We start from the raw sequence: 18225 nt of genomic DNA, 5'->3' as shown, positions 1-18225 counted from the left end.
GAGGAGCGTCAAGAGGTTAATCTTTCTGTTCGGGTCATGTGTGTCGCGCCAGTGGACCGTGGCGCGAAGGCCGCGAAAACTCGCTTTTCAACCGCCACCCGGTTGCATCCAGATCTAGATCCGAATTGAGATCCAAGTCCAACTCCAGCGCTGGGAAGGTCGCCAAGGCTGATCAAACCCAACTTGGGCCAGTCAATGACACGAAGGAGGCCGCGCCACCGTTCGAGCCATGGACGAGGCCATTGCCGTTGCGAAACGTCGGACAATGGCGATGGCTTGACTTGGCTGGGTGGAAAAGGCCTCGACCGCGTGGACTATCAAGCCGGTACACGAGCCTTCCGAGCTAGATCGGTCCGGCGCGCGCATGAGCAAAAACCCCGTGGAACCCACCACCAGACGTTTCAGGGCGTGTCTATTGGCGCGGTCACAACGGTGCGCAAACCTGGTTTATTGTCCTGTTCATCGATGGTTCCTTTAAGCTGATCCACGACGGCAGCGAGCATTCGCTTCCCAAATCCCGACCCGCCGCCCGACTTTTTCCCCGCGCCGTGGTCCATCACGATAAGTCGGAACATCCCGCGGTGTTGCTCGAGAATGACGGAAAGCCGGCCAGGTCGCCCTTCATAGGCGTGCTTCTGCGCGTTGATGACCAGTTCGGTCAGGACAAGACCGACATTCACGGCTCGATCGGTGGAGATCTGCACAGGGGCAAGTTCCAGGTCGAACTGGCGCGCCCACTCGTCGTCCATTGTCGTCTTCATTTCACTCACGAGATCTTCCAGATAGCGCGATAGGTCGACGACCTCGACGCTGTCGTCTCGGTAAAGGCGTCGGTGAACCAGAGCGACCGCGCTGAGCCGTCTGTCAGCTTCTTCAAGCTGGAGCCTGACGGCGTCATCCCCGGAGGTCTTGCCCTGCAATCGCAGAAACGCGGCCACCAGCTGGAGACTGTTTTGAACGCGGTGATTGACCTCCTTCAACAGGAAATCCTTCTGTCGCAGAAGGGTCTCGTTTTCGGCGATGGTCGTGGTCAGTTCGCGATTAAGCTCACGCACCCTCAAGTCGTTCCTGCGCTCGAGCATCAACCGGACGACCCGGCCCGCTGCCTCGACTTCGCCGTGCGACCACGGCCGTGCCTTATGGCGCACCTCCTCCGACCAAGCCTCGAATGACGCGCGCGGTGTGAGTGTGACACCCGGCTCCACGGGGACACCCTTATGGGGGTTGCCCGCCCATTCCAGCACTTCGAGATGTTCCGCGCGAAACCAGATCAGAATTGTCGGGATCTCGGTGGACATTGTCACCGCGAGAAGTCCGCTTGCGCGATCAGCGTAGGCTTCCGCTTCCGGCATCTTGGTCTTGAGGCTGGGCGTCGCGAAAGGCTGCAACGCGGCCGGCCTCCTGATAAAATCCGCTATGGCGCGTATATCGATATTGTCAGGGCATTTGCCGTAGGTAAATAGATCTTGCCCCTGAACGGCCGCGAACCCATCGGAACTTAAAAGGTTGGCGAGCTCGCGTCCGGACCGCTCGAAGAACTCGCTCAGCGAACCGTCAGCGCCGAGCTTGGACAAGACCGTCTCTTCCTGCGATCGAAAACGCAACCGTTCCCGATAGAGTTCGGCCTCCTCCTTGGAACGGATCTGCCGAGCGAGAGACCCGGCGATGGCAAGACAGGCGATCCGGACGTTGAGCGTGATTTCCTTGGGCTCGTGGTGGTGGCAGGCCACCAATCCCCAAAGGACGCCGTCCTTGACAATGGAAATCGACGCGGAGGCGGCGACACCCATGTTCTTCAGATATTGGATATGAACAGGCGACACACTACGAAGCGTGGAATCGCTAAGATCAAGTCCCCTCAAGTCCTCTCGGACGGAGCGAATCGGCGCGGGAATGTAAGAGACATCCGGAATAACGCGGACCTTGTTGCGAACATAGAGGGCCCTCGCCTGTTTGGGAATATCAGTTGCCGGGAAATGGTGGTTAAGGAAGCTTGAAGACCCTTCGTCAAGGCTTTCGCCAACAACCACGCCCGCATCGCCATCAATGAATTGGTAGATCATTACGCGACCATAACCTGTCAGGTCGCGAAACGTGGCCGCCGCCTGCCGGCACAGGCTTTCCACGGTCGGCGCGCGTTCAAATTGGCTTACCGCGGCATCCAGTCCGAAGAGGAAGGGCGCGCTGAGCGTTGGCTCCGGTTCGGCGGCGTCCATCTCAACAACCAAGCGTCCCGCTGATCGGTACGCGATGGCATTGAGGTAGCCACTGGCGCCCTCGACCCGTCCAAGGATGAGCGTAGCGTCTTCCTCGACGCGCGCGGCCTTCGCGACACAGTCGCCGCCGACAAGGTCAATCAATGCGCGTCCAGCCCAGTTTTCCGTTAAACGCCCCTCGATATCTCCAGCCGCGCCGATCACCTTGAGCTCGTTGTTGACAATGAGCATAATGCCATGTGGCTGGATCGAGCCAGGGATGTGGATTGGTTCTAGATCGCAGGACGTTATATCCGCATCGCTCGGCAGAGCATCGTTCAGCAAGATTGTGTTTCCGAATTTCTACCGCGCACGGAAGGCGTGAACCGACAAGGATACCGGAACTTTGCGATCACGTCTTAGCATGCGCTCGGCGCGACGTCCCTTTTTTTCCCGGATTTCGAAATACGGACCAACACATTGCTCATCAAGCCACCTTGTCCCACGCTGGGGTCCGAGAATGACCCTTGGGACGCAGCCTCGGAACCCAAGGCGCGAACGTGGCTTCATTCGAAGATCTAGAATGTCGGAGTTCCACCGTTTGGATGGTATATTCGCAGTGATCCAGAACAGAGCCGAGCCTCAACCGATTTGCGGAGGCGGACCTGCAGCTTCTCGACGCGCGGGAAAAAGTGCGCAGCGGCCTTGCGGCTCCGACATGTTAGAAAAAAAAGGTATAAAGCATGGCAAACGAATCCGAAGGATCGCGACACGCTTTAAGTTTGGGAATATGGTGTCCGAGCCGCGCGCAGCCAAAAGTCTCCATCCGTCCCGAGATCTTCTTCAACGGAGACCCGAAGCTGTCAGATACTGGCACTCCGTCTCGGTCAATACAGGGGTAAACAAGATTTCGACGTTGAGGCTGTTAAGGAGGTGCCACTTGGACAGCGGAGAGAGGAGCAATTAGCGTCCACTGAATGAAACCGCCATGCATGCTCCAAGCCGCCTGCCCGGAAAGAGCCGACGGCACGAGTTTGCGGAGTACGAGCGCGCCAAAACCGTTTTCCTGCATCAACAGCTCGGCGTATTCGACCGCCGACTCGGACCATTTTAACTCGAAACGTTGGCCGTTACCGTCCGTTGCGGGCAGTATGCTCCATGTCACCGAGGGGTGCTGGCTTTCAATCGCTCCGAAACGGATTGCGTTTATAGCCAGTTCATGAAGCGCCATGCCTATGTTTAGAACCGCGTTGGCGTCGAGTGTTATGTCCGGGCCAGAGACCTTCACCGTCTGGCTCATCTCGAACGTCTTGAGTTGGTGCGAAACAAGTTGGGCAAGACTTACGCCCGCCCAGTCGACCTGGGAAAGCAGATCGTGAGAGTGGGACAGCGCCATGATCCGCTCACGGATGCGTGCTTCGAATTCCTTTACCGATCCGGCACGCATCGCCGTTTGCCGGACTACCGCGAGCACCACCGCGTATTGGTTTTTAACTCGGTGGTTGACCTCGCGCATCAACAGGTGCAGCCGCCGTTCGCTTTCCTTTGTCTGCGAAATATCCCTGGCGATGCTTGACGAGCCTACAAGTTTCCCGGCTCGGCTTTTGATGGGTGAGATGGTGATCGATACCGGGATTCGCCTGCCGTCACGATGCCGGCGGGCAGTCTCGAAAGTCTCGATGCGTTCACCAAGCTTGAGTTGCTCAAGGATGCGTGCCTCTTCGTCGTGCTTATCGTCAGGAACAAGCAGGTATATCGACTGGCCGACGGCCTCCTGCTCTCGATAGCCGAACATTTGCTCGGCCGCCCTGTTCCAACTGACGATCATTCCTGCAAGATCCTTGCTGATGATCGCATCGAACGACGACTCGACGATGGCCGCAAGACGCTCTTCGGTATGTTTTTTCATGTCTGACGATGCAACTTTTACCGCTGGTGGCTGAGAATCTAGGCAGCTTGTGGTGAGATCAAGTCCAACAAGCTCGTGGCAGGTTGGATATCCATTCCAGGACGCCAGTCATAGCCTGACAAGGGATGGAAGCGGAATGAGGACCCGCAGTCGAAGCCCCTCCTTGGTCCAATCTCGTGAGATCCGCCCGCTTAGGCCTTGAAGCGCCGCCTTCTCGAGGGTCGATCCGAAGCCCTCCCGCTTTGGTTGCCCCTCCAGTCTCATCGCTCCTTCCTCTGACCAATTGATCGATAAGACCTCGCCCTGCGACTCTACCTCGATTTTCAGTTTGCCATCCGGGATCGAAAGCGCCCCATATTTGGCGGCATTGGTTGTGAGTTCATGCAGCAGCAGCGCAAGGGAGGTCAGCGCGCTGCCCGTCAGCGGAGCGTCCGCTCCTGATATCTCGATGCGAGAATCCTGGTCATGCTCATGTGGCGCCACGATCGCGCGAAGGAGCGCGTTCACCGTCGTCGCGATCTCGCTCCCGGCTCCGTCGAGCGCGAGATCCGGCAACGTCAGTTCGTGCGCTCGCGATAGCGCATGCAGTCGGGACCTGAGATCGGCCTCCAGTTCGGCAACGCTTCTCGCGGGCCGGGCACTCAAGGAGATCAATCCGGCGGTCACGCTGAACAGGTTTTTGATGCGATGATTGATTTCCCGCAGCAGCACGTCCTTATGGCCCGCCGCCGCCTTGAGCGCTTCAGCTTGCGATGCAAGCTCGTCACGTTGAACCTTTAATTCGTCACGCTGAGCGGCTAACTGCTGACGTTGGCGGAACAACTCGTAAAAGACCTCCACCTTGCTGCGCAGGACATCCGGTTCGATCGGCTTTTGAATGAAGTCGACCGCGCCGGCCTCATAGCCACGGAAACGACGCTGTCCATCGGTGCTGCCAGCGGTCACGAAGATAATGGGGATGCGCCTGGTGCGTTCGTTGCCACGCATTAGCTCGGCGAGCTCGAAGCCGGTCAAGCCCGGCATCTGGACATCGACGAGGGCGAGGGCGACGTCGTGATGAAGAAGCATTTCCAATGCCTCATCGCCCGATCGAGCCTTCAGTAGAATCAGGTCTTCACGGCGGAGAAGCGCTTCGAGTGAAAGAAGGTTCTCCTCCAGATCGTCGACAAGCAGGAAAGGCACGGCGTCCATTATGTATTCAAACCTTTTTCAAATATTCCGCGATCGACGCAAGCGTCATAATGTGAGCTTCCGGACTTGCCTTGGCGGCCGCGTCCGGCATTAAAGCTGCATAAGCCGTGGCGGGATCCTGGATCAATCCGACGCCACCCGCCTCAACCACCGCCTTCAACCCCTGAGCGCCGTCGCTGTTGGCGCCAGATAGCACGATCGCGACTAGCCTTTCCCTATAGGCATCGGCGGCGGTCTCGAACAAAACATCGACGGACGGACGGGAGAAAAGGACCGGCTCATCGCTTGAAAGAGCAAATGTTTTATCGAGTTCGACGAGTAGATGATAGTCGGGCGGCGCGAAATAGATAGTGCCCGCGCAGATCGGCTCCTTGTCCTCAGCTTCCTTCACGGCCATATGGCATTTGACCGCGAACAGTTCGGCCAAGGCGCTTGGCCTGTTCGGCGGTATGTGGACAACAACGATAATCGGCATCGAGAAATTCGCGGGAAGCAAGGGAAGAATGGCCGAGAGTGCCTCCAGGGCCCCAGCCGATGCTCCAATCACCACGGCGTCAAAACGCCCCGCCATCACCCACCCCGCTTCTGGTAGAGTTTCTCTTCCCTGGAAAGTTCCTCGAAGGAGCCCGCGAGAGCCGAAAACCTCAGGCTTTCCTTCGCACCCAGGCCTAGAAATCCCTTTCGCACCATGGAACCTTCAAACAGCCTTATGGCGCGGTCTTGCAGATCGCGGTCGAAGTAGATCAGGACATTGCGGCAAGAGATGAGATGCATTTCCGCGAAGACGGCATCGGTGACCAGGCTATGATCCGAGAAAACCACGTTGCGCCGCAAGCTTTTGTCAAAGGATGCTCTCCCATAGGCAGCCTGATAATAATCGGACAATGACGATTTACCGCCCGATTTTCGGTGGTTCTCCGTGAACAGTTGCACACGATCGAGGGCGTATACGCCAGCCTCGGCCACGGCGAGCGCCTCCGCGTTGATGTCCGTGGCGTAAAATAAGGTGCGCTCTTCCAGGCCTTCCTCGCGAAAAAGGATTACCATCGAATAGAGCTCCTCGCCGCCGCTGCATCCCGCGATCCATACCTTCAGGGAAGGATACGTCTTCAAGTGCGGAACCACTTTTTCACGAATCGCCTTGAAGAAGCTGGGATCGCGAAACATCTCGCTGACCTGCACGGTCAGGTAGCCCAATAGCTTCGGAAGCAGTGATGGATCGTGCAAGATGCTTTCCTGCATCGCCGAGATCGTGGCAAACCCCAGGGCTTGGCGGGCTTGCCGCAGGCGACGCTTGACCGAGGCCATCGCGTAATTGCGAAAGTCATAATGATAGGTGAGAAACAGTGCCTCCAGAAGCAGCCGGATCTCGATATCCTCGACGTTTCTTGGGTTTTCCGCTTCCGTCATTTCGGCATCCACACCCGTACCAGCGATAGCAATTTCTCCACGTCGAGGGGCTTGGCCATGTAGTCATTCGCTCCGGCTTCAATGCAGCGTTGCTGGTCGTCCGGCATCGCTTTCGCCGTCAGGGTCAGTATCGGCAGCTTTTTCCAGGCGGGATTTTCGCGGATCGCGCGGGTGGCCGTCAGCCCGTCCATCACGGGCATCATCACGTCCATTAGCACGAGGTCGATCATCGCCGCATCCGTTCGTGAGGCCTTCTCGAGCGCGGTGATCGCCTCCTGGCCATTGCGAGCTATTTCCACGATCGCGCCGCGGGGCTCGAGAATATTTGTCAAGGCATAGACGTTGCGAACATCGTCCTCCACCACGAGGATACGACGACCCTCCAGGATAGCGTCGCGATTGCGCGCCTTGCGGATCATCTTTTGCTGTTCATGCGGTAACTCGGAGATCACCTGATGCAGGAATAGGCTGACCTCGTCGAGGAGACGTTCGGGCGACTTGGCGCCCTTGATGATGATTGACTTGGAATAACGTCGAAGTCGCTGCTCATCGTCCTGCGATAGGTCCCTTCCGGTGTAAACGATGACCGGCGGGAAGGCGTACGCGCTTTCCTGGCTCAAGGTCTCGAGAAGGGCGTAGCCCGAGGCGTCAGGTAACGATAGATCGAGAACCATGCAGTCGACCGTGCCATCCTTGAGGACCTGCAAGCATTCAGCGGCCGTTCCGACCGTCAGCGTTTCCACCCCGCGCGAGCCGAGAAGTTTCGCCACCGCCTCCCGCTGAACCGGATCGTCCTCGACGATCAGGATACGTCGTACGTCCTGTGCCAATTTTAGCTCGAGCTTCTCTAAAACCTCGACAAGCTGTTCGCGTTTGACCGGCTTGACCGCGTAGCCGACGGCGCCCAGGGATAATGCTGTTTCGCTGTGGTCCTCGGCGGAAATCATATGGATAGGCATATGGCGGGTCTCGACGTCGTGCTTGAGGCGATCAAGAACCGCCAGGCCGGATTGATCGGGCAAGCCGACGTCAAGGATGACCGCGTTTGGTCTGTATTCCTTCGCGAGCCTGAGCGCCTCTTCGGCGGTGCCGGCGACCAAGGCCTGGAAACCCATCTCGCGCGAGAGATCCCTGACGATTGCCGCGAAGGATGCATCGTCCTCAATCACAAGCAGAACGCGTCTTGCGCTATCGAGCGCGGCGCGGTCGTCATCGAGCGCGCGCGTCGCGTGCGACGGAGGTTGCGTCCTGGCCGCTGGCACGACTTCGTTCACGGCGCCCTCGGCCATCGTTGTGTGGCGGGTCAACCCATCTCCCAAGGCAAGCAGGGCCGCCGGATCATGGCTCCGCGGCACAGTGACAGTGAAGGTGCTGCCTTTATCAGGCTGGCTCACCAATTCGATCGAACCACCGAGCAGCCGTACAAGCTGACGCGAGATCGAGAGGCCAAGACCCGTGCCACCATAACGGCGACTGATCGTACTGTCAGCCTGATGGAACGCCTCGAATATGCGCTGCTGCTGATCAGGAGCGATGCCGATACCGGTGTCCGTTACAGCAAACGAAATTCCCCGCGCATCCTGCCCGGTGATCTTGAGAACGACGCTGCCTGACTGGGTGAACTTGATGGCGTTCGACAGCAGGTTCTTGAGTACCTGTTCCAGACGAAGCGGATCGGTCTCGATCGCCGCCGGGACATCCTGGGCAACTTCGATTACAAGATCGAGTTTCTTTTCAGCGGCCACGGGTTGGAAAACCTGCCTCAAATTGTTCGCGAGGCGCTCGATCACGACGGTCTCCGGCCTCATCTCCACATGACCAGCCTCGATCTTCGATAAGTCGAGGATGTCATTGATCAAGTTTAGAAGGTCATTGCCCGATGACTGGATGGTCTGCGCATATTTGACTTGCTCAGCGGTCAGGTTCTCGTCCGGGTTGTCCGCGAGCAACTTCGCGAGGATCAATGACGAGTTGAGTGGCGTCCTGAGCTCGTGAGACATGTTGGCGAGGAAGTCGGACTTGTACTGGCTGGCCTGCTCGAGCTCTCTCGCCTTCAGCTCTACGGACGCGTTGACGCGCTCGAGATTGTCGCGCTGGAACTCGAGTTCCTGCGCCTGCTCTTCCAACTGCGAATTTGTCTGTTCCAGCTCGGCCTGCTGCTGCTCAAGGCGAGTCTGCGATTCTTTCAGCGCACGACCTTGCTCCTCGAGCTCTTCGTTCGATACGCGGAGCTCTTCGCTCTGGGTCTGCAGCTCTTCCGACTGGCGCTGAGTTTCCTCAAGCAGGTCTTGCAGCTCACTTCGGTAGGTGGCGGATCGCACGGCGATCGCGACCGCTTCGGACGCCCGTTCCAGAAGCGTTCGCACACGCGGGTCCATGGGACGCAAAAAGCCAATTTCGATGACGGAGTTAACCTGCCCGTCCACCGAGCCGGGAAAGATTGCGAGATGGCGAGGTTTATCCCTGCCAAGCGCCGAACCAAAAGCCAGATAGCCGTCGGGCACCTCTCCGAAGACCAACGGTTTCCCTTCCGCCGCGGCTTGGCCCAAAAGCCCTTCGCGTAACCGAAAATGGTCTGTAATGGCTGCATTGCCTGGTACGCCAAGGGCGGCGATGCGCTTGAATTTATCCCTGTCTATCGCAAACGCGGCACCAGCTATTCCCCCGACGTAACCTATCAGGAACTCCAGGATGCTGTTGCCTAGCTGATCGAGAGGCTGGTCGCCCATCATGGCGGTCGCCAGTCCAACTTGACCCGATTGCAACCAATCCTCGTGTCGACGCGCCAACGTCGCACGTCGTATCAGCGCGCCGATAACCAAGGTCAGCACCATGCCGACCAGGCCAGACAATATTGTGCTCGTCAGTGCCGTCCGCTGAGCGCCTTTCATATCCGCGATGCGCTGCAGGCGAACCTCTCCCTCACGCTGCGCCATGGCGGAGATCTGTGCCCGAATCGCGTCCATCGCGCTTTTACCGCGATCTGAGTTCACGGCCACCAGTGCCGCCTCCAATCCCTCTTTTCGCCGGACGTCGATCGTTTCCCTCAACTCGGCGAGCTTGGCGTCGACGTGCTGCTTGAGCGTCGCGAGCCGCTCCGACTGGCCAGAATTTTCTGCAGTTAACCGATCTATGTCTTGCAGCTTCGATGGTATCGCCCGCAGAGCGTAATCGAATGGTTCGAGATAGGCCTCGTTGGATGTCAGCAGAAAGCCGCGCTGCCCCGTCTCGGCGTCCTGGACTCGCGACAGTAATTCATCAAGCGCAACGATCGCTACATGCGTCTGCACGATGCGTTGATTGCTCGCCTCCAACGCCTGAAGATTGAGAAAGGCAACGAGACCGCTGATCAAGAAGAAGACGAGCGTGCCGGCCAGCCCGATCGCCACCCCGGGATCGAGGCCCAAGGATCGATCCGACAATTGAGAGGCAGGCCTATTTTTCATCAGAATCTCGCAGCATGGAAGGCAGGTCAGGAACCCTTACTCGCGCGCCCCCTAATAGGCAATGACCACGCCGTTGTCGAACCAAGGAGCCGCGAATTTAGACCAGCGAGCATCCCGGAGATCTCGCGGTCAAGGACGCCACGCTCGCGACCACCGCACGGCCGCTAGTCGTCGCCATCGCCGCGCGGGCGCGCCCTTCGCAATGCCACCCAGGGAGCGCCATCCCCATTATCACGCAACGACCACTGAGATTGCGTCCACGCCGATTCTCACGCCCCAGCTCCATCTCCCGGGAAGCTGAAGAACGCGGTTTCGTCACGATCAGATGACCGCGCCTCCGGCCCCGCGGCGCCTGGCGTAGCCGTCATCTCGATACCCAACTCGTTCTGCAGCCGTCACCTCGGGCACCCCACCAAGCGTCGGCGTTACAAGGACAAGATCGACGCTCGCGAGTGTTAAACTGACGTATTTTTTAAGGTCGAGGAGATCCAAACGATCGCCCTACACGTGTAAAGAAACAGCTTCTTGTCTCTAATCGGTTGGAAAAAGTAATGATACCCAGTGGTGATAAGTCGATCCATTCGCGGATAAATAGCAATTTAGGAAGACGCGTAAAGTCAGCCCGAAAATCACTGGGACTTAGCCAAACTCACTTGGCAAACGCCTTGGGCGTCTCGTTCCAGCAAATCGGCAAGTATGAAAGTGGTCAAAACACCATGTCCGTTCCCACGTTCTTGACAATCTGCCACGCTCTTCGCCTTAAGCCATCATCGCTGCTCGACGAATACTCGGACCGGGAAAAGTTCTAACGCGGAGTGACGTCCTGTCCTCCGCGCGTTTGGCGCCGTCAAGCCACGGACATACGGTAAGCGCTTGCTTGCGCGAAAAAAGAATCATTTCGAAGAAACGATCAACTAATTCGCCGGCGCTTTGGTCTAGCTCATCAGAAGTTCCGAAATCTTGAGCGCGAACGCGTCCGCGGCGAACGGCTTCGTCAGCACGAGCATGCCGTCTTGCAAATGACCATGGTTTAGGACGGCGTTTTCCGCATACCCGGTGACGAACAGCACGCGCAGCTCTGGGCTCTGGACGCTGAGGGCTGAGCGCGGGCGGCGGCCGCGACGCTGGCGCCCGTTCATGCCGTTTGGCAATCCGACATCCATGACAAGCAGGTCAATACCCGGCCGGGCGTCGAGCAGCTTCATCGCCGATGGCGCGTCGTCCGCTTCCAGAACCGCGTAGCCAAGCTCTTCAAGCATGTCGACCGCCACCATCCTTACGAGCGGTTCGTCGTCCACGCATAGGATTGTCTTTACATCCGGCGCCCACGGCGTTTCGACCGTTGGAACAAGGACCTCTTCATGGCGGGCATTATCATGATGTCGCGGGAGGTAGATGCAGACCCTCGAACCTTTGCCACTTTCCGAATAAATGCGGGCGGTCCTCCAGTAGACCATGGACAGGCCGAGCCCCGTCCCCTTACCGATTGGCTTGGTTGTGTAGAATGGGTCGAACGCTCGAGCGACAACGTCGGGTGTCATGCCAGTGCCCGTATCGCTCACGCAGAGCGAGACAAAGTGCCCAAACGCCAGACCGCGCGCCCTCGCCGCGCGATCGTCGAGTTAGCGGTTACCCGTTTCAATCGTCAACTTTCCGCCGTTCGGTATGGCATCTCGTGCACAGATCGAGAAGCGCGTTCTCAAGCTGGCCCACGTCGAGGAACGTCGTCGCGTCTGCCGTCTTGAGAAGGCGAGTAGGCGCTGTGTCAAGCCCGCCGCCCGCTTGACCGAGGCATGGGCGCCGCTTAGGTAGCGATCAATGTCGTCGACGCTGCCTTGGGCTACCGTGTCCGCATTAGCTCAAGGCTGCCAGCAATGACGGCGCGGATGTTGTTGAAGTCGTGGGCGAGACCGCCCGTTAACTGGCCAACGGCCTCCATCTTCTGAGCTTGCCTTAGCGCTTCCTCGGCTTGCACCAAGGCTGCCGTGCGGTCTTCGACGCGGGCTTCGAGGGTGGCGTTGAGATCGCCGAGGCCGCCGCGGTGCTGCGTAATTCAGCATCTGATCGCACGCGCTGGATATGTGCCCAGGACCGCTCCGTAACTTCCTTGATCAACGCGAGCTCTTCGTCCATCCAGCGGTGACGCACCTTATCGTGGATGGCCATCGGCGAGGTCAGCTTGCCTTCCTTGATCAAGGGCATGCATATTGTCGCCGCGATGCCGATGTCTTGAAAGGTTTTGGCCGCTTCCGGCGCGAGGTCGGCCAAGCTGTCGTTGACGATCAGCGGCTGGCCCTTGTTGAGTTTCTCCACGGCAAGTTCGCCAAAGTCGGCGAGACTGTAGTGGCCAACAATTGAGGGCGCGCCATCGGTTGCCCAGTCACCTCGTATGGGTGAAGCCGTCGCCGTCCTCATCCATGTCCGCATAAGCGCAGTTGGAGATCGAAAGATATGTCACCACCATGCTTGTCGTGATGTCGAGGAAAGCGTCAGCGTCGCGGCTATTGCCTGTTTGCCTGCTTAGATCATCGAGGAAGCGTAATCGTGCCTCGGACCGGCGCAAGGCGGCGTCGGCCTCCATCCGCTCCGTGACATCGGATCCCGAAACAAAAATGACCGTTATCACACCCGAGGCGTCCTTGATGGGCTGGTATACGAAGTCGACGTACAGGTTGATGGTGGCACCATGACGTCCCTTGATTTTGAGGAGCGCTCCCAGCGCCGAATGCGGCTTCGCGCTTCGCCTAACCTCATTGAGAGCGGCTAGAAAATCTTGCTACGTCGCTTCCGGCAGGACCTCGGCAGCACTCTTGCCAACCGCATCGCGATGGTCGACCAGCTTCGAGTAGGCGGGATTGACGTATTGGAACACATGGTCAGGCCCACTCAGCATCGCCATGAAGCCGGGCGCGTTTTCGAACATCTGTCGCGTTCCCATTCCGATGCAAGCCGCTGGCGCCCACGCACGGCTTCCGTCGTCTCGATCACGGTGTCGATCATGCCGAGAACCGTGCCGTTTTCATCTCGGATAGGACTGTAGCAAAAGGTGAGATACGCGGTCTCCGCCTGCCCATGTCGGGTGGTTTCGAGCGGAAAATCTCGTGGTAAACCGCTTCGCCGGACATCGTCTTTTGCGTGATCGGCCGCAGCTGCTCCCAGTTCTCTCTCCAAGTCACTTTTAGCGACTGTCCCACTGCCCCCTGCCTGTTGCCAAGCATTGGAACGTAGCCGTCGTTCTAAATCGCTATGAGGTCATCACCTCAAAAAAGGCATTGGGGGAAGTCCGACGAAATCATCGCGTCGACCGTGATACGCAGGGCTGCCGGCCACCTCTCGATAGCGCCCAATGGCGTTTGGTCCCACGGGAAGGCCCTGACCTTTTCAGCCATGAGGCCGATGGAGGAAGGAAATCTCGAAATGTCGGTCATGTGGCCTTGCGCTGATTATTTCAGTTACGCGAGCGCATGGAAAGTAAAGATCGATGAGAAAGCAACAGCCACGAAGCTGGCCCGGACCCGGAACGCCCGGACGAGACTCCATCGGTTCAAAGGCAACAAGCCGTTGGTTTTGATGAAGCCGCGACCTCGTTCGGACATCTGGCCCGGAAGCGCTACTCACTCATAACTTTATGACGCAGCCCAGCAGTCGTTCGCTGAGCATGAGGTCACCGACCTGGGGAAGTAGACCGAACTAAGAGCGATGGACGCGAATGGAGGTCGGGTCGTCAGGCCTGCGTCGCGGTCCAGCCGAAGCGCGGTTTGATCAGGCACATGGTCGTCCGACACCGGGAAATTGTGTTTTCGATGACAGCGCCATCCGATGCCCCCTTTCGTCCAAGGAGCCGTGAAACATCGAACTCGATCACATGCTTGTCCATGATCGAATTCTAAAGGATCACGAGCTTGCCGGACCACGTGAGGCATGACGATGTTACCCTGATCCTTGGAGGAAAGGCCGCGCCATGGATGACGGCACGGCCTTCAAAAACGTTTCCTTCAACGAAATCCGAAGAAACTCAGTATAGCGAGAACGATAACAACCGCCCCCACTAGCCAGATCAAGTTGTTCATTTTACATTCCTTTCCTTTGTTTAGAAGGGTTATTCCTCCTCCGGTATGATTGTTTGGTTAGTCCTGCTTTTGACAGGTTTCTCCCCCGGAACGTGCGACATTGTGCGCGTGGTGCTTTCCAGGCTATCGCCGTCCGTGGTCGTCTTGGTCTGGGATTTGCTGAAGGTTCCCTTGTCGACAGCCTGAGCCTTTGTCCGTGCCTTCAGCTTGTCGCCGTTGTCGTTGACGTGCGTATTGCTCATGGCTTTACCGCCATCGGTGGCGGCGCCGCCTCCTGAAGCAATGGAAGATGAGGTGCCATTGTCGGTCTGACAGGCACCCGCGGTCCCAACCGAGCTCGCGGATGTCCCGCCAGCGCTGGCACTTCCTCCACTTCCGACCGTTCCTGATAAACTACAATCTTGCGCCAGGGCGGTCGTCGTTGCCGACACACAAACCACGGCTAGCATCAACGCAAATCTTTGCATGTCCCCTCCTCCTACTTTGATGGGTTGGTGATTGAACAAGTGCCATCGGATCGCTTCGTCACCACCGAGCCGTCGGCCCGCGTTTTACTCGCTGTCGAGAAGCTGTCGGCGCTTGCCGAGCCAGCCGACGAGCTAGACGCGGACGAAGTCGCCGTGCTTGACGAGGCGGTCTGTCCGGTCGTCGTCGATGAGGTCACCTTGCCGTTGCCCGCGGTCACCGATGTAGACATGCCGCCAGTGACCGAGTGGCCTTCGATGATCGTGCAGACCGTCCCGTCATCGAGCGTAATGCTCTCGGCTGACGCATGACCAGCGGTCAACAGTGCGGCCGCGACGATCAAGGATTTCGTGATGATAGACATTGTTGCCTCCAAGAAAGGAGGCCGACGCTCGTGACGTCGGCCAAGCCGATTAGCAAGAATGACTGCCGTTCTTCTTCACTTGACCTGGAGCGCAGCCTTTCTTGCCCTTGCTATCGTGGGATCCGGCCTGGCTGCCGCCGGTGCCGGCCGTGCTTCCTGACTGGCCGTCCCCCGCCGAGGAACCGCCGGTACCGACCGAGCTGCTCGACGTGCCGCCACCAGACGTGGAACCTCCCGTGCCGAGCGTCGACGCGGAGCCCGAACCTGATCCAGCCGATGACCCGCCGGTTCCGACCGTGCTGCTCGACGTACCTCCGCCGGCGGACGAACCTCCCGTACCGACCGTTGAGGAGGTGCCAGACGGGCAGCTGGTGCCCCCCGCGGCGCAGTCGCCGCCAGAGGAGCTTCCGCCCGTGCCCACGGTGCTGCTGGACGTACCACCGCCAGCGGACGAACCGCCTGTCCCGATCGTGCTTGAAGTTTGAGCAAATGCGGTGCCGGCGACGAGGGCCGTTGCAAGTGCGATGCTGGTAACCTTGAACATGGTTTTTCCTCCTAGTGGATTTGCGTTTAGCGCCCGATTCTGTCGGTCGGTGCTATTCAACAAACTAGGGTTTGGTCCCGCTGTTCCGCATGGGGGACCTCAGTCGGATGCACCATCGGACCTAGGTCGCAACTGCTCCCTCGGTAGGGGCATAAAGCCAGCCAGGCCCAACACCGCCAATAAACCGCGCGGCCGCCGCCAAGGCTCCGGCGAGGGACACAAGGGCTGCTGAACGTGGGACGCTAACCTATTTTCCGCGACGGCGCATCGGAGGTGAGGCTTGAGTGATGCTTTCCGGTGGCCAGCGGTTGGACCGGGGCCGGATGCTCGGCATGGGTACACGGTACATATGCCGTTGACACTTCTCTAACCGTGTTATTTGCCGCTGTCTTAATGGAGCTGCTTTAACGTTTCCTGCGGTACAGGGTGACATATCGCAAATGGCAGTGCAGCTTCGTTCTCAGTGGTTTCTCCGGTTTATCCTACCAGCATTCTTTTCGCTGACACTTTGCGGGTTACTGGTGCTCAGCTTGCAATGGGCCGCATCCTCCACGGATGAGGTCGCGTCCCTTAGGCAGCGCGATCTTGTCACGCTCACGATTGCCAAGCTTCAGGCCGGTGTCGCACATGATCAGGAAAGTGCCACTGTCTGGGACGACGCCGTCAAAAATACCACCAACCCAGACCCGGGCTGGATTGAAGCAAACCTCGGCACGTGGATGCACAGTTATTTCGGATATGACGCTGCGCTCGTACTGCGCCCAGATCTGTCGGTTCTATATCAATTTCCAGCCGGGTTCGAAAATGGATATTCCGCCGCCAACCTAAAGAGCGCTTATCTGCCACTGGCGCGCAAGCTACATACGCGACTTTCCGTTGGCGATACGAAAGGCACGGACGCGCGCGTGCTATCGATCGGCGAATCCGATTTAAGATATGTCGGCTTTCGGCCGGCGATCGTCAGCGTCAAACCGATCGTATCCGATACGGGAGATATCGAACAAATACCCGGCGAACAGATGCTTCACGTCGCCGTTCGGTTTCTTGATGGAGACTTGCCGCGGTTAATCGGACGAGAATATGAGTTCGCGGATTTGAAGTTCTCCGCCACGGCGCCAAATTCGCCAAGTTTGGCCGCGGCGCCGTTAAACACGAGCGATGGCAAGGTTCTCGGCTTTTTCACTTGGGAACCTTTTCAGCCTGGCAGGCACGTTCTGCGGGCTACCATGCCGACGCTACTCGCCGCACTGGTTGCCTTGTTCGCCGCGTCCAGTGTCGCCGCCAACGCCATATCGCGAAGGTCTGATCGGCTCGCGTTGAGCCGTGCGCAGCTTCGTCATCAAGCCTCCCACGACACGCTTACAGGTCTCGCCAATCGCGCGCATTTCTCCGAGCAACTGGAACTGAAACTGGGCTTGGGGAGCGCGAATGACCTACGTTGCGTGATGTTTGTTGATCTCGATCGCTTCAAGGCGGTCAACGACACTCATGGTCATCCAATCGGCGACAAACTGATAAGCCTCGCGGCAGCTCGGATGCGCTCACTTCTTCCCAACGGCCTTATAGGGAGGATAGGAGGCGACGAATTCATCGTCCTGCTTGATAACGAAGATGCGCGATCCGCTGAAGAGAAGGCAGGCTTGCTCGTCAAGGGGCTCAAGACTCCCTATGATATCGACGGTGCGCATATCTCGGTCGGGGCAAGCATAGGTGTTGCTTTCGCGCGGGGTCGTTGCAGCCCCGATGAGGTAACACGGCAGGCGGATATCGCCCTTTATCACGCAAAGGCGGCGGGTCGAAATACCTATGCCATGTTTGGGGTTCACATGGACGAATTGCTGCGAAGTCGCCGAATGCTGGAAATAGACCTCCGCCACGCGATAGGTTCCGGCGGTCAATTGGAGGTATTCTATCAGCCAGTTTTTACCGCGGATGGTGGAAAATTGTATTCGCTCGAGGCGCTCGCGCGATGGAAGCATCCCGCATTGGGTTACGTTCGCCCTGACCAGTTCATTCCACTCGCCGAGGAAATTGGTCTCATTAACGAAATCGGCGCCCTTGTCCTCGAGGATGCCTGCATGATGCTGGCACAGTCTCCAGAGATCCACGTCGCGATCAACGCTTCAGCGTTCGAGCTCTCGACACCAGGCTATACCGATCAAGTCCTAAGCGCTCTTTGTAAGTGGGATGTCAGTCCCGCTCGGCTGGAGATCGAGATGACGGAGACGGCCGCGGCTGGCGAAAGTGGAGAGCTTGAGAAAACGATCACCAGGCTTAGAGAGGCGGGGGTTCGCTTCGCTATAGATGACTTCGGAACTGGTTACTCCTCGTTCTCCCGCGTGCAAAAGATTACCGTTGATCGAATCAAGATCGACAAATCGTTCATTGATGAAATGCATCGAGCCGATAACAGAGCCCTCGTTATCGCCATGATCGAGATGGCCAGGGCAAAGGGCTTGAAGATCACGGCGGAGGGCGTGGAGACGAGTGAACAACTGACAGCGCTTCAGAGCCTAGGCTGCGATGACCTGCAGGGATTTCTCTTGTCAAAGCCTTTGCCGCGCTCCGAGGTTCTCGCCTTGATGCCGCGTTGCCGTGGCGGTTCTCGACAAGAAGCTGATACCGCGTGAC

The 18225-nt window shown here is 58.2% G+C and carries 14 protein-coding genes and 1 pseudogene; 2 read left to right on the top strand and 13 right to left on the bottom strand.

The features are described 5' to 3' along the window. Nucleotides 1-401: 401 nt before the first annotated feature. The 6 genes from ACCD05_RS17455 to ACCD05_RS17430 all read right to left on the bottom strand — a co-directional run bounded on the left by ACCD05_RS17455 (nucleotide 402) and on the right by ACCD05_RS17430 (nucleotide 10112). Entirely contained in the window at nucleotides 402-2540 is a 2139-nt protein-coding gene (locus ACCD05_RS17455) for a histidine kinase dimerization/phosphoacceptor domain -containing protein (RefSeq protein ID WP_413394232.1), read from the bottom strand. 580 nt (nucleotides 2541-3120) lie between these two features. Then, nucleotides 3121-4104, bottom strand: coding sequence for a PAS domain S-box protein (locus ACCD05_RS17450; RefSeq protein WP_112437093.1), 984 nt, complete (start codon nucleotides 4102-4104; stop codon nucleotides 3121-3123). Nucleotides 4105-4212: 108 nt separating this feature from the next. Beyond that, nucleotides 4213-5295, bottom strand: a complete 1083-nt coding sequence (locus tag ACCD05_RS17445) for a response regulator (protein ID WP_111564717.1) — start codon at nucleotides 5293-5295, stop codon at nucleotides 4213-4215. Between the two features lie 7 nt (nucleotides 5296-5302). Continuing rightward, nucleotides 5303-5866, bottom strand: coding sequence for a chemotaxis protein CheB (locus tag ACCD05_RS17440; protein ID WP_112437091.1), 564 nt, complete (start codon nucleotides 5864-5866; stop codon nucleotides 5303-5305). Beyond that, entirely contained in the window at nucleotides 5866-6705 is an 840-nt protein-coding gene (locus ACCD05_RS17435) for a CheR family methyltransferase (RefSeq protein WP_111564813.1), read from the bottom strand. Before ACCD05_RS17435 ends, ACCD05_RS17440 begins: the two co-directional genes overlap by 1 nt. After that, nucleotides 6702-10112 (bottom strand): response regulator, encoded by a 3411-nt coding sequence (locus tag ACCD05_RS17430; RefSeq protein ID WP_413394229.1) that lies wholly within the window; start codon nucleotides 10110-10112, stop codon nucleotides 6702-6704. The genes ACCD05_RS17435 and ACCD05_RS17430 overlap by 4 nt, the downstream gene beginning before the upstream one ends. A gap of 590 nt (nucleotides 10113-10702) precedes the next feature. Between ACCD05_RS17430 and ACCD05_RS17425 the strand changes: the two genes are divergently transcribed. Beyond that, a complete protein-coding gene (locus ACCD05_RS17425) occupies nucleotides 10703-10960 on the top strand; it encodes a helix-turn-helix domain-containing protein (protein ID WP_111564720.1) in 258 nt (85 codons plus the stop codon). Between the two features lie 126 nt (nucleotides 10961-11086). Here the strand turns inward: ACCD05_RS17425 and ACCD05_RS17420 are convergent, their stop codons facing one another. The 7 genes and pseudogenes from ACCD05_RS17420 to ACCD05_RS17390 form a co-directional block, all read right to left on the bottom strand. Then, the gene (locus tag ACCD05_RS17420; protein WP_283193939.1) at nucleotides 11087-11449 is read right to left on the bottom strand and encodes a response regulator; all 363 of its coding nucleotides are present in this window, start codon (nucleotides 11447-11449) and stop codon (nucleotides 11087-11089) included. Between the two features lie 144 nt (nucleotides 11450-11593). Next, nucleotides 11594-11692, bottom strand: a pseudogene (locus ACCD05_RS17415) (hypothetical protein); the annotation flags it as partial. Nucleotides 11693-12104: 412 nt separating this feature from the next. After that, a complete protein-coding gene (locus ACCD05_RS17410) occupies nucleotides 12105-12566 on the bottom strand; it encodes a GAF domain-containing protein (RefSeq protein WP_283193897.1) in 462 nt (153 codons plus the stop codon). A 361-nt stretch (nucleotides 12567-12927) separates the two neighbouring features. Next, nucleotides 12928-13074 carry a PAS domain-containing protein gene (locus ACCD05_RS17405; RefSeq protein WP_162725569.1) on the bottom strand — a complete coding sequence of 49 codons (147 nt, stop codon included), beginning with the start codon at nucleotides 13072-13074 and terminating at the stop codon, nucleotides 12928-12930. 1176 nt (nucleotides 13075-14250) lie between these two features. Beyond that, nucleotides 14251-14688, bottom strand: a complete 438-nt coding sequence (locus ACCD05_RS17400; RefSeq protein ID WP_111564722.1) for a hypothetical protein — start codon at nucleotides 14686-14688, stop codon at nucleotides 14251-14253. Between the two features lie 11 nt (nucleotides 14689-14699). Continuing rightward, nucleotides 14700-15050, bottom strand: a complete 351-nt coding sequence (locus tag ACCD05_RS17395) for a hypothetical protein (RefSeq protein ID WP_111564723.1) — start codon at nucleotides 15048-15050, stop codon at nucleotides 14700-14702. 49 nt (nucleotides 15051-15099) lie between these two features. Continuing rightward, complete coding sequence (locus ACCD05_RS17390; protein WP_112950136.1) at nucleotides 15100-15594, bottom strand: hypothetical protein; 495 nt, start codon at nucleotides 15592-15594, stop codon at nucleotides 15100-15102. Nucleotides 15595-16034: 440 nt separating this feature from the next. Here ACCD05_RS17390 and ACCD05_RS17385 point away from each other — a divergent pair, with 440 nt between their 5' ends. Continuing rightward, a complete protein-coding gene (locus ACCD05_RS17385) occupies nucleotides 16035-18224 on the top strand; it encodes a bifunctional diguanylate cyclase/phosphodiesterase (RefSeq protein WP_112950137.1) in 2190 nt (729 codons plus the stop codon). Nucleotide 18225: the final 1 nt, after the last annotated feature.

It is taken from the genome of Rhizobium sp. Rhizsp42, from assembly GCF_047304155.1.
Taxonomy (GTDB): Bacteria; Pseudomonadota; Alphaproteobacteria; order Rhizobiales; family Rhizobiaceae; genus Rhizobium.
The sequence above is the reverse complement of the archived record's forward strand: the minus strand, read 5'-3'. Positions and strand labels throughout refer to the sequence as shown.

Coding starts and splice junctions, on each gene's coding strand:
- ACCD05_RS17450 (WP_112437093.1), bottom strand. CDS start 4,104: ATGAAAAAACATACCGAAGAGCGTCTTGCGGCCATCGTCGAGTCGTCG.
- ACCD05_RS17445 (WP_111564717.1), bottom strand. CDS start 5,295: ATGGACGCCGTGCCTTTCCTGCTTGTCGACGATCTGGAGGAGAACCTT.
- ACCD05_RS17440 (WP_112437091.1), bottom strand. CDS start 5,866: ATGGCGGGGCGTTTTGACGCCGTGGTGATTGGAGCATCGGCTGGGGCC.
- ACCD05_RS17435 (WP_111564813.1), bottom strand. CDS start 6,705: ATGACGGAAGCGGAAAACCCAAGAAACGTCGAGGATATCGAGATCCGG.
- ACCD05_RS17425 (WP_111564720.1), top strand. CDS start 10,703: ATGATACCCAGTGGTGATAAGTCGATCCATTCGCGGATAAATAGCAAT.
- ACCD05_RS17410 (WP_283193897.1), bottom strand. CDS start 12,566: ATGAGGACGGCGACGGCTTCACCCATACGAGGTGACTGGGCAACCGAT.
- ACCD05_RS17405 (WP_162725569.1), bottom strand. CDS start 13,074: ATGTTCGAAAACGCGCCCGGCTTCATGGCGATGCTGAGTGGGCCTGAC.
- ACCD05_RS17400 (WP_111564722.1), bottom strand. CDS start 14,688: ATGCAAAGATTTGCGTTGATGCTAGCCGTGGTTTGTGTGTCGGCAACG.
- ACCD05_RS17395 (WP_111564723.1), bottom strand. CDS start 15,050: ATGTCTATCATCACGAAATCCTTGATCGTCGCGGCCGCACTGTTGACC.
- ACCD05_RS17390 (WP_112950136.1), bottom strand. CDS start 15,594: ATGTTCAAGGTTACCAGCATCGCACTTGCAACGGCCCTCGTCGCCGGC.
- ACCD05_RS17385 (WP_112950137.1), top strand. CDS start 16,035: ATGGCAGTGCAGCTTCGTTCTCAGTGGTTTCTCCGGTTTATCCTACCA.